Here is a 15,216-nt window from a genome sequence, read left to right on the forward strand (position 1 = left end):
CTATGCAAGACGAAAAACATTATGGTATTAGAAGCGGTTGGTTAAGGGCAGCTGTTCTTGGAGCAAATGATGGTATTTTGTCTACTGCTAGTTTGGTCATAGGTGTTGCTGCGGCAAGTACCACACGAGAACCGATTATTTTAGCGGGTGTTGCAGGTTTGGTGGCAGGCGCATTATCAATGGCTGCAGGCGAATATGTATCTGTTAGTTCACAGGCCGATTTAGAAAATGCAGATTTGGCTAGAGAGCGCATAGAGCTTGAAGAAATGCCAGAAGAAGAACTGTTGGAACTTGCGCAGATTTATAAAGAACGTGGGTTAGATTCTAATTTAGCATTACAGGTTGCCAAGCAATTAACTGAGCATAATGCTTTAGAAGCCCATGCACGAGATGAATTAGGAATCAATGACATTACCCAAGCAAAACCATTAGTAGCTGCATTATCATCAGGTGCATCTTTCATTTTTGGAGGGTTATTGCCAGTTTTGGTAGCCTATTTTGGTTCGCTTGAGTACATGGAATATGTACAATATATTTTCGCTGTTGTGTTCTTGGCGTTATTAGGAGCAATAGCAGCTAAAGCTGGTGGGTCTAATATTTGGAAAGCTATTTTAAGAATTAGTTTTTGGGGTACCGTAGCCATGGCAATTACTGCCTTAATTGGTCATTTGTTTGAAGTAAGTGTAGCTTAGTGTAAACTTATTCTTTGCTTTCTACGGGAGAAATAATAGTTTCAAAATCTCTCATAGTGGCTTCGCCGTTTAAAACTTGCTCTAAAAAGTCACTTATCAATTCTGGAAAATCAAATCCGAGAGAAGCCCATTCGTGTCCGCCTTCCGTATCATGATACACTTTGTAATTTCCATCCAAATCAGATAAACGTTCAGTAATCGATTTAGGTCCGTTTAAATTCAAATATCCAACGTCGGTAGTAGCACAATTACGATGCGCACTAGTACCGTAAGGTACAACTGTGTCTTTCATGCCATGAAAAAAAAGCAAAGGAACCTTGTTGCCGGCATAAATATTGTTTTCATCAACGACTGCGCCAGATAAACTTATGGCTCCCAGTATGGTTGCATCTGGGTAGGGTAGGTCTTTAAAACGATAATCGTACCGCATAAAAAGAAAGTTCAATACCGTTTCAGCTCCGGCGCTGCTTCCAATCAAGAAAATTTTAGAAGAATCTACCCGAAAAGGTTTTGCACTCTTAGTTAGATAATTTATCGCTTTAGAAAGGTCGGCAACAGCTTCAGTATAGGTATTCATTTTTATAGACGTAGCACAATCACAACCAAAAGATTTTCCTTTCCGCGATAGCCTATAATCTATAGAAGCAACATTAAAGCCTAATCTTGCCAAGTATTTACTTAAACCCTTTTCATCACCACCGTTACGTTGCCCTGCTGTAAAACCACCACCGTGAACCAATAGTATGGTCGGTTTCATTTTAAATGTATCGGTTGGTATTGTGTAGTAGTCAAGTAGCAGTGTATCTGCGTAATTATAGGTTTTCATTTGAACGTTTACCTTCTTAGAATCGATTGTTTGCCCTATGATTGAATTCATAGAAAGGAAGAAGCCAACTAAAAGGAGGTATTTGTAAAATTCAATTGATAGGGTTTTCAAATTCATATGGGATAATTGAGCTGTTACTAACTACATCAGCAGTAAACAGAATAGGATAAAAACGTTATAAATCGAATTATAAATGAGAATCTAATTTCATTGGTAAAGCATCACTTATAAATTGTCGTTATAGTTTCGAATGCTAAAAACAGGCAAATGTAGTCTGTAAGTCATTAAAATCTAGTAATTAATAAAATAATAGATGGGTTTGGGTATAAATGCTGTCTTCGAAAACCCTTTCGAAAGTTTTGATATTATAATCTATAGGAGTACTTGAGCTTAGCACTTGAACGCTATAGAATTATGTTGCTCCAATAATTTTAATTAGCGCTTGATATAAAGTATCTTTGAGGAGATTTTAGTAGTTTTAAAGCAAACACAAACCTTAAAAATAATATTACAATAAATGAATAAGGAACTAGATCAATTAGCAGCTGATAATATAAGGGCATTAGCAGTAGCCATGGTGGAAAAGGCAAATTCTGGACACCCAGGCGGACCGATGGGAGGCGCAGACTACATGCACATTTTATACTCTGAATTTTTCAACTACGATCCTTCAGATATGCAGTGGCCATTTCGTGACCGTTTTTTCATGGATGCAGGGCACTTATCAACTTTAATGTATGCTCAGTATTATCTATTGGGTAATTACGAAAAAAATGATGTCGCTAATTTCAGACAATGGGGTTCAGTAACTCCTGGTCACCCAGAAGTTGATGTGGCAAGAGGAATTGAAAATACATCAGGACCATTAGGTCAAGGTCATACCATGGGAGTAGGAGCTGCAGTTGCGGCAAATTTCTTAAAAGCTCGTTTTGGAGATTGGATGAACCATAAAATTTATGGTTTTATTTCTGATGGTGGTGTACAAGAAGAAATATCGCAAGGTGCAGGTAGAATTGCTGGCCATTTAGGTTTAAGCAATTTTATTATGTTCTACGATTCTAATGATGTTCAACTTTCATCTAAAACAGATGAGGTTACTTCTGAGAATACAGCAATGAAGTACGAATCATGGGGGTGGAAAGTTGTTACTATCGACGGTCATGACCATGAGCAAATAAGAAAAGCACTTTCAGATGCTAACGCAGAAACTGAAAGGCCTACCTTGATTATTGGTAAAACGATAATGGGTAAAGGTTGCGTAACTACAGATGGTTCACCTTATGAAGGGTATACGGAACTGCACGGTAAGCCAATTGGCGATACAGGTGCAGATTATGAAAAAACCTTATTGAATTTAGGTGCCGATGTAGCGAATCCTTTTGATATCTATTCAAAAGTAGAAGAATACTATGAAGGCATTATTAATAAAAAGAAAGACGAAGCTCAGGCTAAGAAGAAAGAAATAGATGCATGGCGTTCAGAGAATGTTGAGCTTTCTGCAAAATTAGACGGATTCTTAGAAGGTAAATTACCTAATCTTGATTTTAGTTCTATTGAACAAAAAGATGGTCAGGCGACGCGTGCGGCTTCATCTAATGTTTTAGCGTATTTAGCACAGAACGTTGAGAACATGATTGTTTCTTCTGCCGATTTATCGAACAGTGATAAAACTGATGGTTTCTTAAAGAAAACTCACATTTTAAAGAAAGGTGATTTCTCCGGTGCTTTCTTACAAGCAGGTGTTGCAGAGTTAACAATGACGGCAATGGCTAACGGTATCGCGCTTCACGGTGGTGCTATTCCAGTAGTTGCAACGTTCTTCGTATTCTCCGATTATATGAAACCGGCAATACGTTTAAGTTGTATACAAGAACTACCGGTGAAATTTGTTTGGACTCATGATGCCTTTAGAGTAGGTGAAGACGGACCAACTCACCAACCTGTCGAGCAAGAAGCTCAAATACGATTATTAGAGAAATTGAAGAACCATAGCCATGAACAGAGTTTTGTTGCTTTGCGTCCTGCAGATTCTCAAGAGACCAATGTAGCATGGAAAATGGCTATGGAAAATACTAAGACCCCAACCGGACTTATTTTGTCTAGACAAGGTATTAAAGATGTTCCTGCAAAAAGTGGTAACCGTTACCAAGAAGCTCTAGGAGCTGAAAAAGGTGGTTATTTAATACAAGAAGTTGCGGATCCAGATGTGATTTTAATTGCAAATGGTTCTGAGGTTGCAACTTTAGTCGCTGCAACCAAATTGTTAGAGGAAAAAGAAGGTCTTAAAGTAAATATAGCGTCTATACCATCAGAAGGTATTTTCAGACAACAATCTGAAGCATACCAAGAAAAGGTAATTCCGCCGAACAAACCAGTTTTCGGACTTACAGCAGGTTTGCCAGTAAACTTGGAAGGATTAGCAGGAGCTAACGGAAAAGTGTTTGGATTAGAGCATTTTGGATATTCTGCACCAGCAAGTGTATTGGATGAGAAATTCGGATTCACCGGAGATCAAGTGTATAAAGAAGTAATGGATTTTTTAAACTAAGTAATCATTTTTAAAATAGATAACAGATGAAATTTTTTATAGATACAGCAAATTTAGACGAGATTAAGGAAGCTCAAGATATGGGTATTTTAGATGGTGTAACTACCAATCCTTCCTTAATGGCAAAAGAAGGTATTACAGGTGCAGAAAACATTATGGCACATTACAAGAAAATTTGTGACCTTGTAGATGGTGATGTAAGTGCTGAGGTGATTTCTACCGATTTTGATGGTATGGTAGCAGAAGGCGAGAAGTTGGTTAAAATTAGCCCGCAGATTGTTATTAAAGTACCTATGATTAAAGAAGGTGTTAAGGCAATCAAGTATTTTTCAGATAAAGGATATAAAACAAACTGTACGTTGGTATTCTCTGTAGGTCAGGCATTATTGGCTGCAAAGGCAGGTGCAACGTATGTATCTCCTTTCATTGGTCGTTTAGATGATATCTCAACAGATGGTTTAGGTCTTATTGCAGATATTCGTTTGATCTATGATAACTACGGATATCAAACTCAAATTTTAGCGGCATCGGTACGTCACGTAATGCACATTATCGATTGTGCTAAACTTGGCTCAGATGTTATGACTGGTGGCTTAAGTTCAATTACTGGACTATTGAAACACCCATTAACTGATAGTGGTTTAGAGAAATTCTTAGCTGATTATAATAAAGGGAATTAGTCTTTAAAAATAATTTAGATTTAGTAAAAAGCATCACTGAAAAGTGATGCTTTTTTTGTGGTACATTAGTAGGTATAAGGAGATGTCATTATTGACCATATTCCATTGTTGTAAACAATTAGAAAGTATTTTAACAATGAACAAATTAAAATTCACAAAAGACAAAGGTTCTGACTTTTATAAAGAACTTAACGAGAGAATTGAGCAGTACTTTTCGACAAAAAATATTCAAAAAACAGGGAATAAGATTATGGTATTTAAAATAATCATGTATTTCAGTCTTGACATACTGTTTTATGCTCTTATGATTACCAGTATATCAACAATTGCGTTTTACTCTTTCTATTTGCTCATGGGACTTTCTATACTTTTAACAGCGTTTAATATTTCTCATGATGCAGCTCATGGGGTTGCAGTAAAAAGCAAATTTTGGAACAAGCTTTTGTTTTCGCTTAGTTTTAATCTCCAAGGAAATAACGCATATGTATGGGGGAAGAACCACAATGAGTCCCATCATTTATATACAAATATAGAAGGAAGCGATATTGATGTGCTCAATAACCCAGTACTGAGAATGACTTCAACCCAACCGCTAAAAACATTTCATAAATATCAATACCTCTATGCACCAATATTAAGTTTACTATATTCTATCAACTGGTTCTTTGTTCGTGAGTTTCTAATGCTTTTTAGAAAGTCAAGCAGAACGATTAAGGTTAATATGCCTTTTGTGGAGGTTATAAAACTCATTTTATTTAAGCTGCTTTACATTGGCTATATGATTATATTACCTGTCTATTTATTACCTTTTGGTATTTACAATGTTCTTTTGGCTTTTATTTTAAATCACTTTATGGTCTCTATTGTTTTCACAAGTGTACTAGGCGTTTCTCATTTGTCTGATTATGTAGAACACCCAACTCCAGATAAAGAAGGGAAACTACCAATTAGCTGGCCTACTTTACAAATGAGTACCTCGGTTGACTATAATGCCAAGAGCACTTTTTTAAACTGGACCTTAGGCGGATTTAATGCACACGCTATGCATCATATTTTGCCTAACATTAGCCATGTTCATTACCTTAACCTACTCCCGATATTTATTGAAACAGCTCAAAAACATGGGATTAATTACATGAATATGTCTTATGGACAAGCATTGAGGTCTTATTACAGGTTCCTTTATAAAATGGGGCGTCAACAATCAATTATACCCCTTACATATGAAAGCAAAGCATCTTAATGTAACTGCTCATACTGATTTGTATAAATCGATTTACAATCAAATTCAGGTGAAACTTCCAATGGATAAACGAAAAGCCAACAGGTATTTTGTGCTTAAAGGTTTGTTCTATTTTAGCTTGGCCATCACTAGCTACATATTAATCTATACAATAAGTAATCCCATTGCTTTTGTTTTGAATTTTGTGTTATTTGGATTTATAGCTGTTTTACTTTGTTTCAATTTTGCGCATGACCTGAGTCATCATTCAATTTTTAAACACCCCTTTTGGGACAATTTGTTTTTTGAGTTTATCTATACCTTGGTAGGGGCTCACCCGGAGGCATGGAAAAAAAGACATATTAACTCTCATCACATTGCTCCAAATGTGGCAAACTTTGATACAGACTTAGCTATAACTGGATTAATTCGAGTATTACCACAAGGCAGTCGTAAATGGTACCATAAGTACCAATACATATATGCTCCCTTTGCTTATATGTCATATTCCTTTTATTGGGTATTTATGAAGGACTTCATTGTTTTGAGACAATTTGCACCCAAAGCAAAAAAACAACAATTGAGATACTTGGTTACTTTTATTGCTCTAAAATCATTTTACTTATTCTATTTATTAATCCTTCCAATTTTGTATTCTCTTCAATCTATTTGGGTTGTTTTAACTGCCTTTTTAGCAATGCACATGGTACAATCTTTGTATACGCTTTTCACTTTTTTTATCACCCATCACGTGAATGGCGCAAACTATCCAACCGCTAATAAAGAGGGGTTGATAAATACGTCATGGTTTATGAATCAAATAAAAAGCTCGAATGACTTTTATCCTTTTAGTAATATGGCTAACTTCATTTTTGGTGGCGTAAATAACCATATTGCCCATCACTTATTCCCTAATATCAGCCATTATCATTATCCAAAACTAAACCGAATTTTGTATGATGCACTATTAGAAAACAACATTATACCTAATCAAACAACCTACCTAGGTGGAGTCATTTCACATTTAAAACTATTAAAAAAAAGAGGGGTTCAGAATTAAATAACAGTTTAGAACACTGTATCCTAAGAAATACTCTAGTCCAGTTCACTAAAGTAAATTAATATTTTATTTTTTTGAAACTGATATAGTAGTATTGATTTAACTGTATTTGGATTATATTTAATTGTATGAAGAATACATTGGTTAATCTAAGAAAAGAGTTACATCAACACCCTGAACTTTCTGGTCAAGAGCATACCACTGCAAAACGTATTGTTGAATTTGTAAAGGATTATCACCCAACCAACATCATTGAAAATATCGGTGGGGAAGGGGTAGCTATTATCTATGAGTTTGGGAATAATGGGGCAACCGTGGTCATTCGATGCGAACTAGATGCGTTACCAATTTTAGAGGAAAATACTTTTGAACATCATTCTAAAAACAAGGGCGTTTCGCATAAATGCGGGCATGACGGGCATATGGCAATAGTGGCTGGGTTATCGATTTGGTTAAAAGAGGCCGAATTCAAAAATGGAAAAGTGGTGTTACTTTTTCAGCCTGCAGAAGAAACAGGAAAAGGTGCAGCAAAGATTTTAGCAGATGCTAAGTTTACAAACCTTGCGCCAGATTATGTTTTTGCGCTTCATAATTTACCAGGTCAGAAATTACATTCTATACTAGTGAAACCAGGCTATTTTACAGCCACGGTACAAAGTATATGTATTCAATTGAAAGGAAAAAAAGCACATGCTTCTGAACCAGAAAATGGAGTGAATCCGTCACTAGCAGCGGCAGAGTTGATTCAGGTGTTTTCCTCGTTTGCTAATCCGAATTTTGAAAGTGATGATTTTTCATTGTTGACACCGATTTGTATAAACATTGGTGAGAAAACCTACGGTATTTCCCCTGAAAATGCAGAGCTGCACTATACAATTCGAACATGGAGCGGACAGCTAATGAGCGAGTTAGAAGATAAGATTAAAGATGCAGTTAATGTTATGGCTAAAAAGTATCAATTGAGTTATAACATCGATTGGTTCGAGTTTTTTCCGGCTTCCGAAAACAATGTATTCTGTACTGAATTAGTAGAAAAGGTGGCTGCGCAAAAAGGATTCGACTTAATAAAGATACATTCCCCACTTCGGTTTGGCGAAGATTTTGGATGGTTTTCTCAAAACTATAAAAGTGCTATTTTCGGATTAGGTGCTGGCGAACAGCATCCGTCTTTGCATCATGCTAATTATGATTTCCCCGATGAATTAATAGATACTGGTCTACTGATGTTTAAAGGTTTGATTGAAGAGATTTTAGGAAAATAGGTATCTTTAGTATAACCATCCAATCCGTCTGAAATGAAAAATCTGATTCTTTTAAACCTAATAACTATTCTCCTCTTTTCATGTCAAGAAGAAAAGAAGGCAATTGAACCCGAAGTGCAAAAACCAAATATCATTTACATTTTAGCCGATGATTTGGGTTATGCGGAAATTGGGGTTTTCGGTCAAGAGAAAATAGAAACGCCTAATATAGATGCCCTAGGGAAAGAGGGAGTGATTTTTACCCAGCATTATTCTAGTGCGCCCGTATGTGCACCAGCCCGATATATGTTTTTAACAGGAAAACATTCTGGTAAAGCCTTTATACGTGGCAATGATGAATGGAACGACCGCGGTGATGTTTGGAACTATAAAGCCATGGCAAAAGACTCTACTTTAGAAGGTCAACGCCCAGTACCGAAAGGAACGAAGACCATCGCTAATTATCTTAAAGATGACGGCTATAAAACGGCACTAGTAGGTAAATGGGGCTTAGGCGCACCACATACACATTCTATTCCCAATGAAATGGGTTTTGATTTTTTCTACGGCTTTAATTGCCAACGACAGGCACATACATATTATCCGCTACACTTATACAAAAACAGAAATAGGGTTCATTTAGCCAATGATACCATTGCACCTAGTACACCATTTACAAAAGATGCAGACCCTAAGAATCCAGAAAGCTATAAAGATTATACATTAACAGACTATGCACCAGATTTAATGTTTAAAGAGTTGACTGGTTTTGTGTCTGAGAATAAAGACAATCCGTTTTTCTTGTATTGGGCAACTCCGATTCCGCATGTAGCGTTGCAAGCGCCACAACGTTGGGTTGATTATTATATTAAAAAATTCGGACCAGAAGAACCTTATTTATCAGGTGAAGGCAATGGATATTTTTCACATCAGAATCCGCATGCGGCCTATGCTGCCATGGTTTCCTATTTCGATGAGAATGTAGGTAAGTTGGTGAAGCAGTTAAAAGACGAAGGTATTTATGATAATACGCTGATCGTTTTTACATCGGATAACGGCCCAAGTTACGCTGGTGGCGCCGACCCCGAATTCTTTGATAGTGCTAAACCATTTGATGGAAAATATGGCAAAGGAAAAGGCTTCGTGTATGAAGGCGGAATTCGGGTACCCACGTTCTTTACATGGCCAAATAAGATAAAGGCAGGTACTACGAGCGACCTACCTTCGGCACATTATGATATGCTGGCCACATTTGCCGATATGGTTGATACACCATTTAAAGAACAAACGGATGGTATAAGTTTTTTACCCACTTTACTGGGTGAAGAAAATCAGGTTCAACACGAATTTCTGTATTGGGAGTTTCCTGAATATGGAGGTCAAGTAGCTATTAGAATGGGTGATTGGAAGGTTATACGTCAGCACCTAAATGATGACAAAGAACCTACGTTAGAATTATATAATCTAAAAGATGATCCTACTGAGCAAGTAAATGTTGCTGCACAGCATCCTGAAATATTAGAACGAGCAGCGGCCATCTTTAAAAAAGAGCATGCTACAGCAGAAACGGAACGCTTTCAAATTCCTCTTATAGAAAAAGGGTTGTTAGAAAGATAAATTACCTAGAATATTTTATCGCTTTTTTTTGCATTGGCCAGTTTAATTGTATTTTGCAATGATGGAATAATTAGTTGTATTCGGAATTTAATATTGCTCTAATTATCAATACATATTTAAAAATCTATACTAATTGCTATATCATCATTGAACTGGATGAAATGGCATTTTATGGTGCTATTCAAAACAGAATTAAATGAAAATGAAAAACGAAATTAAGAGTAGTATCCTAAGTCTTTTATTGTTTACAGCAATGTTAGTTCAGGCCCAAGCACCGAAATGGGAGAACCCGGAGTGGGAGAATCCTGAAATATTTCAAATTAATAGAGAAGACCCAACTGCAGCCTTATACCGTTATGAAAATTCGAAAACGGCCCTGGAGAATGATAGTTGGGACAACTCCTCTTTTTATCAATCGTTAAATGGTGAATGGGATTTTAAGTACGTAGCTAGTGTGCCAGAAAGACCGACTACCTTTTTTAATACCGATTTTGATACATCAGGTTGGGATAAAATTGCAGTACCATCAAACTGGGAATTGAAAGGTTATGGTATTCCTATTTACACGAATGTTGTATATCCTTATCCGAAGAATCCTCCATTTATTCCTCATGATATTAATTCCGTTGGAAGTTATAAGCGTGATTTTGAAACTCCAAAAAATTGGGATGGTAAAGACGTATATCTTCATTTCGGCGGAGTAAGTGGTGCCATGTACGTATATGTTAACGGACAAAAGGTAGGCTATAGCGAAGGCAGTAAAACACCTGCAGAATTCAATATTTCTAAATACCTGAAAGAAGGGAAGAATTCTTTAGCGGTACAAGTATTACGCTGGTCAGATGCTAGCTATTTAGAAGATCAAGATTTTTGGCGTTTAAGCGGTATCGATAGAGATGTCTATTTATATGCAACGAGTACGGCAACCATGAAAGATTACACGGTAGTTGCAGATTTAGACGAAACTTATACTAAGGGTAAATTCAATTTAGATTTAAAATTGACAAATACCGGTAAGAAATTAAAAGGATATCAAGTAGAAGTGACCTTGTTAGATGGTGCTACCGAAGTTTTTTCTATAAATCAAAATTTAGATTTAAATACTGGTAACACATCAGTGAAGTTTGCTCAAGAAATTAAAGATGTAAAAACTTGGAATGCAGAAAAACCAAATTTGTATTCCCTACTCTTCACATTAAAGGATAAGAAAGGCAATGTTACAGAAGCGATAAGTTCTAAAATCGGATTCAGAAAAATTGAAATTAAGAACAATCAATTTTTGGTGAATGGCCAACCGGTTTTGATTAAAGGAGTAAACCTACATGATCACGATGAAGTTACCGGTCATGTTATAAGTGAAGAGGTTACGCTAAAAGATATGGAGGTAATGAAGCGCAACAATATCAATGCGATTCGCTGCAGTCATTACCCAAAGAATGAGTTTTTCTACAGAATGGCCGATAAATATGGTTTTTATGTAGTTGATGAAGCAAACATTGAAATTCATGGTATGGGTACGACCAACCAAGGTTTAGATGGTGATGAAGAAGCAATTAAAATTCACCCAGCTTACAGGCCAGAGTGGAATGCAATGCATTTAGATAGAACCATTCGTATGTTCGAGCGCGATAAAAATTACACCTCGATAGTAACTTGGTCTTTAGGAAATGAAGCAGGTAATGGTCAAAACCTTTTTGATACGTATGATTGGTTAAAGGCACATGATAATACCCGTCCAGTACAATACGAAGGCGCGACTAACTTCTCAAATTCAGATATACAAGCACCAATGTATGCGACGATTAAACAAACAATCGAGTATGCCGAAAATGACCCTAAAAGACCTTTGATTCAATGTGAGTATGCACATGCAATGGGTAATAGTGTAGGTAATTTACAAGACTATTGGGATGTTATTGAAAAGTATGATGTGTTGCAAGGTGGCTTCATTTGGGATTGGGTAGATCAAGGTTTGAAGACAACGAATGAAGACGGAGTGGAATTTTATGCCTTTGGTGGCGATTTAGGAGGAGCTGAATTACAGAATGATAATAACTTCTGCTTAAACGGATTGGTTAACCCTGATCGTTCGGCACACCCTTCTTTATATGAGGTGAAAAAAGTATATCAAAATGTAAAGTTCAGATCTGAAAATCCGAAATCGGGCAAAATCAGTATAAAGAACATGTACGACTTCACGAATTTATCTGAATATGCTTTTTCTTGGAGCGTATTAGAAAACGGAGTAGAGGTGTCAAAAGGTAATTTAGCAGATGTAGATATAGCGCCGTATGAAACCAAAGATATTCAGATAGATTTACCTGAATTACTTAATTCAAATTCAGAATATCACTTGAACGTTTATATGACCACAAAAAAAGAAGCTGCACTTATACCAGAGCATTTTTTATTGGCCTATGAGCAGTTTCAGTTAACAGATTACATACCAACGATATTTGAAGATAATATTGACGGACTTGAAGTAACCAAAGCTGATGCTATTGTTGTTGTTAAGGGCGATGGTTTTGAAATAGGTTTTAATAGTGCCGACGGTATGTTGATGTCTATTGATTATGGACACGGAAATTTATTACAGAAAGGACCAAGTGTAAATTTTTGGCGTGCTCCAATAGATAACGATTATGGCTATAATATGCCAGAGCTTTTACAAAAATGGAAGCAAGCAACAGAAACACAAAACATTATCAGCTTAGAGGTAAATTCTAATGAGGGTAAGAAGATTATAGATGTGGTACAGCTTTCTGCGAATCCTTTTAAAATTAGAAAGGACCTTAAGTTAATGGCAAGTTATGATTTACCAGCAGTTAATGGCCAGGTGAACATCACCTATACCATTAACAATAAAGGGGAGATTTTGGTAAGCACTCAATTATTGGGCATTCAAGACAACTTACCCATTTTACCTAGATTTGGAAATAACTTTATCATCGATAATAGCTATGACCAAGTAACATGGTATGGTAGGGGAGAGCATGAGAATTATCAAGATCGTAAAACATCTGCATTGGTTGGTTTGTATGATGCTAGTGTTTCCGATTTGTATTTTGAATATATCCGCCCGCAAGAAAACGGGAATAGAACAGATATAAGAACATTATCATTCGCTAATTCAGCAGGAAAAGGAATTAAGATTAGCGCTCCAAAACTGTTTGCTTTTAGTGCTCATCATCAATTAAATTCAGATTTTGATGAGGGTATGCAAAAGAGGCAACAACATACTTTCGATATACCTAAGAGAGACTTGATAAATATCAATATAGACCACAGTCAAATGGGTGTAGGTGGTGATAACAGCTGGGGATTACTGCCACACGAAGAATATCAGATTAAACCAGAAAACCTTTCTTTTCAATATATGATTAGTCCGATAAACTAAGTAGTTGAATAGTAGTACATTTTAAATAAAAAAATTATTCAGTTAGCAGATGAAGAATAGTATTAAAGTACTTGGTTTAAGTATTCTTATAGTGATGCTTGCTAACTGTAAGTCAGAAACTAAGGAGAAGAAACGTCCAGAGACAAACACAGTAAAGGAAAATATAACTTCGGAAGTTGAGGAGCATGCTATTCTAGTTAACAAACCCGATGAATTAATTGCACCAGAAGGCATGGTATGGGTGTCTGGCGCCACGTTTAAACAAGGAGCAGTTGCTGGTGATAAAATGGCTATGGGCCATGAAAAACCTGCTATAGATGTTTTGGTAGATGGTTTTTTTATGGATGCTACAGAAGTAACCAACAAACAATTTTCAGAATTTGTAGATGCTACAAGTTATGTGACTATAGCGGAAAGAGGGATAGATTGGGAAGAGCTAAAAAAGCAAGTGCCACCAGGTACACCAAAGCCACATGATTCAATATTACAACCTGGTTCATTGACTTTTAAGAAATCCAAGTCTCCAGTTACAAACCTGTATGATTTTTCCCAATGGTGGAACTGGACCATCGGAGCAAACTGGCAACATCCAAACGGACCAAAAAGTACTATTAAAGGGAAAGATAATTACCCTGTTGTTCAAATCGCTTATGAAGATGCCTTGGCATATTGTGAATGGGCCAATAGGCGTTTACCGACAGAGGCTGAATGGGAACTGGCGTCAAGAGCAGGTTCTTACGGTTCCGTATATAATTGGGGTAATGATGTTTCTGTTTTGAGTGAAATGGCAAATACCTGGGAAGGTGATTTTCCGGTTAGTAATAGCAAAAATGATGGGTTTGAATTACGTGCACCTGTAAAATCATATCCTGCAAACGCTTATGGTCTTTATGATATGGCAGGTAACGTTTGGGAGTGGACGAGCGATTGGTACAATACCAATTATTATAAAGAGATGAACGGTCAAAATACTGTCTTAATCAATCCAATGGGTGCAAATAGTCCGTTTACACCTAATAATCCGCTTGCCAAAGAGAAAGTTATTAAAGGAGGTTCATTTTTATGTAGTGATTCTTATTGTGCTAGTTATCGAGTATCTGCTCGTATGGGTTCAAGTATGGATTCTTCATTAGAACACACAGGGTTTAGAACAGTAGTGAGCATAGATATGTTAACTAAATAATTGGGTAGTTAGAATTATTCCACACACTTTAAAAGTCGGTCTAGCTCTATACCTTTGGCTCGGCTAATTGGTATTTTTTTATCCCTTATTTCAATGAATTCATGATTATATCGTTCAACCATGCTTAAATTAACGATATACGATTTGTGTATTCTTAGAAATTTATCTTCACCAAGCTTCTTATTAAAAGTGGTTAATGTAGATAGAATCACATAACTACGTTCTGGGGTAATTACTTTCACATAATCACCTAGGGCCTCTACCCATAGTATATTATGAATATTAAGCTCAATCTGTTTCAAATTATGCTTAACGACCAATTTGTTTTCAGGTTTGCTTTTAGCGGTAGTTTTAATTTTGCTGATAGCTTTATTGACTGCAAATTCAAATCTAGTTTTATTGTAAGGTTTTAATAGAAAATCGATTGCATTATAATCGAATGCTTCTAATGCATACTTCGGGTTTTGACTAGTAATAATTACTTGTGGTATTGTTTTTAATCCTGCTAAAAACTCAAACCCGTTCATAGTGGGCATCTCAATGTCTAGAAATAACAAATCAATATGAGATGAATTAATCTTTTCTAAGGCTTCTGTACTGCTGGTAAATGAATATAAAAGTTCTAGGTTTGAAGTTTTATCTATGACCTGTTCCAATAAAGTTCGTTGTACTTTTGAATCTTCAACTATGGCACATTTTAATTTTTTCATCTATCAATACTTCATTGGTTCTAGAATACTTACGTGTTGT

At 36.2% G+C, this 15,216-nt stretch carries 11 protein-coding genes; 9 read left to right on the forward strand and 2 right to left on the reverse strand.

Annotated elements, in window-relative coordinates:
- Positions 1-2: 2 nt before the first annotated feature.
- Entirely contained in the window at positions 3-692 is a 690-nt protein-coding gene (locus B5X55_RS12080; protein ID WP_079512890.1) for a VIT1/CCC1 transporter family protein, read from the forward strand.
- A 7-nt stretch (positions 693-699) separates the two neighbouring features.
- Here the strand turns inward: B5X55_RS12080 and B5X55_RS12085 are convergent, their stop codons facing one another.
- A complete protein-coding gene (locus tag B5X55_RS12085; protein WP_143814486.1) occupies positions 700-1,635 on the reverse strand; it encodes an alpha/beta hydrolase in 936 nt (311 codons plus the stop codon).
- Positions 1,636-2,035: 400 nt separating this feature from the next.
- On the opposite strand from B5X55_RS12085, the gene B5X55_RS12090 reads away from it, so the two are divergent.
- The 8 genes from B5X55_RS12090 (at position 2,036) to B5X55_RS12125 (ending at position 14,466) form a co-directional block, all read left to right on the forward strand.
- Positions 2,036-4,066 (forward strand): transketolase family protein, encoded by a 2,031-nt coding sequence (locus B5X55_RS12090; protein ID WP_079512892.1) that lies wholly within the window; start codon positions 2,036-2,038, stop codon positions 4,064-4,066.
- A gap of 26 nt (positions 4,067-4,092) precedes the next feature.
- The gene (gene fsa, locus B5X55_RS12095; RefSeq protein ID WP_079512893.1) at positions 4,093-4,746 is read left to right on the forward strand and encodes a fructose-6-phosphate aldolase; all 654 of its coding nucleotides are present in this window, start codon (positions 4,093-4,095) and stop codon (positions 4,744-4,746) included.
- Between the two features lie 136 nt (positions 4,747-4,882).
- Positions 4,883-5,989: a fatty acid desaturase family protein gene (locus B5X55_RS12100; RefSeq protein ID WP_159447543.1), complete on the forward strand. Its 1,107-nt coding sequence runs from the start codon at positions 4,883-4,885 to the stop codon at positions 5,987-5,989.
- Positions 5,970-7,028, forward strand: coding sequence for a fatty acid desaturase family protein (locus B5X55_RS12105; protein WP_079512895.1), 1,059 nt, complete (start codon positions 5,970-5,972; stop codon positions 7,026-7,028). Before B5X55_RS12100 ends, B5X55_RS12105 begins: the two co-directional genes overlap by 20 nt.
- A 128-nt stretch (positions 7,029-7,156) precedes the next feature.
- Positions 7,157-8,290: an amidohydrolase gene (locus B5X55_RS12110; protein ID WP_079512896.1), complete on the forward strand. Its 1,134-nt coding sequence runs from the start codon at positions 7,157-7,159 to the stop codon at positions 8,288-8,290.
- A gap of 33 nt (positions 8,291-8,323) precedes the next feature.
- A complete protein-coding gene (locus tag B5X55_RS12115; protein ID WP_079512897.1) occupies positions 8,324-9,886 on the forward strand; it encodes an arylsulfatase in 1,563 nt (520 codons plus the stop codon).
- 196 nt (positions 9,887-10,082) lie between these two features.
- On the forward strand, positions 10,083-13,283 hold the full coding sequence (locus B5X55_RS12120; RefSeq protein WP_079512898.1) for a beta-galactosidase, LacZ type: 3,201 nt from the start codon (positions 10,083-10,085) through the stop codon (positions 13,281-13,283).
- A gap of 49 nt (positions 13,284-13,332) precedes the next feature.
- The gene (locus B5X55_RS12125) at positions 13,333-14,466 is read left to right on the forward strand and encodes a formylglycine-generating enzyme family protein (protein WP_079512899.1); all 1,134 of its coding nucleotides are present in this window, start codon (positions 13,333-13,335) and stop codon (positions 14,464-14,466) included.
- Between the two features lie 14 nt (positions 14,467-14,480).
- Here B5X55_RS12125 and B5X55_RS12130 read toward each other — a convergent pair whose 3' ends face one another.
- On the reverse strand, positions 14,481-15,176 hold the full coding sequence (locus B5X55_RS12130; protein WP_079512900.1) for a LytR/AlgR family response regulator transcription factor: 696 nt from the start codon (positions 15,174-15,176) through the stop codon (positions 14,481-14,483).
- Positions 15,177-15,216: the final 40 nt, after the last annotated feature.

Origin of the sequence: Maribacter arcticus, from assembly GCF_900167935.1 — a bacterium.
Lineage (GTDB): Bacteria > Bacteroidota > Bacteroidia > Flavobacteriales > Flavobacteriaceae > Maribacter > Maribacter arcticus.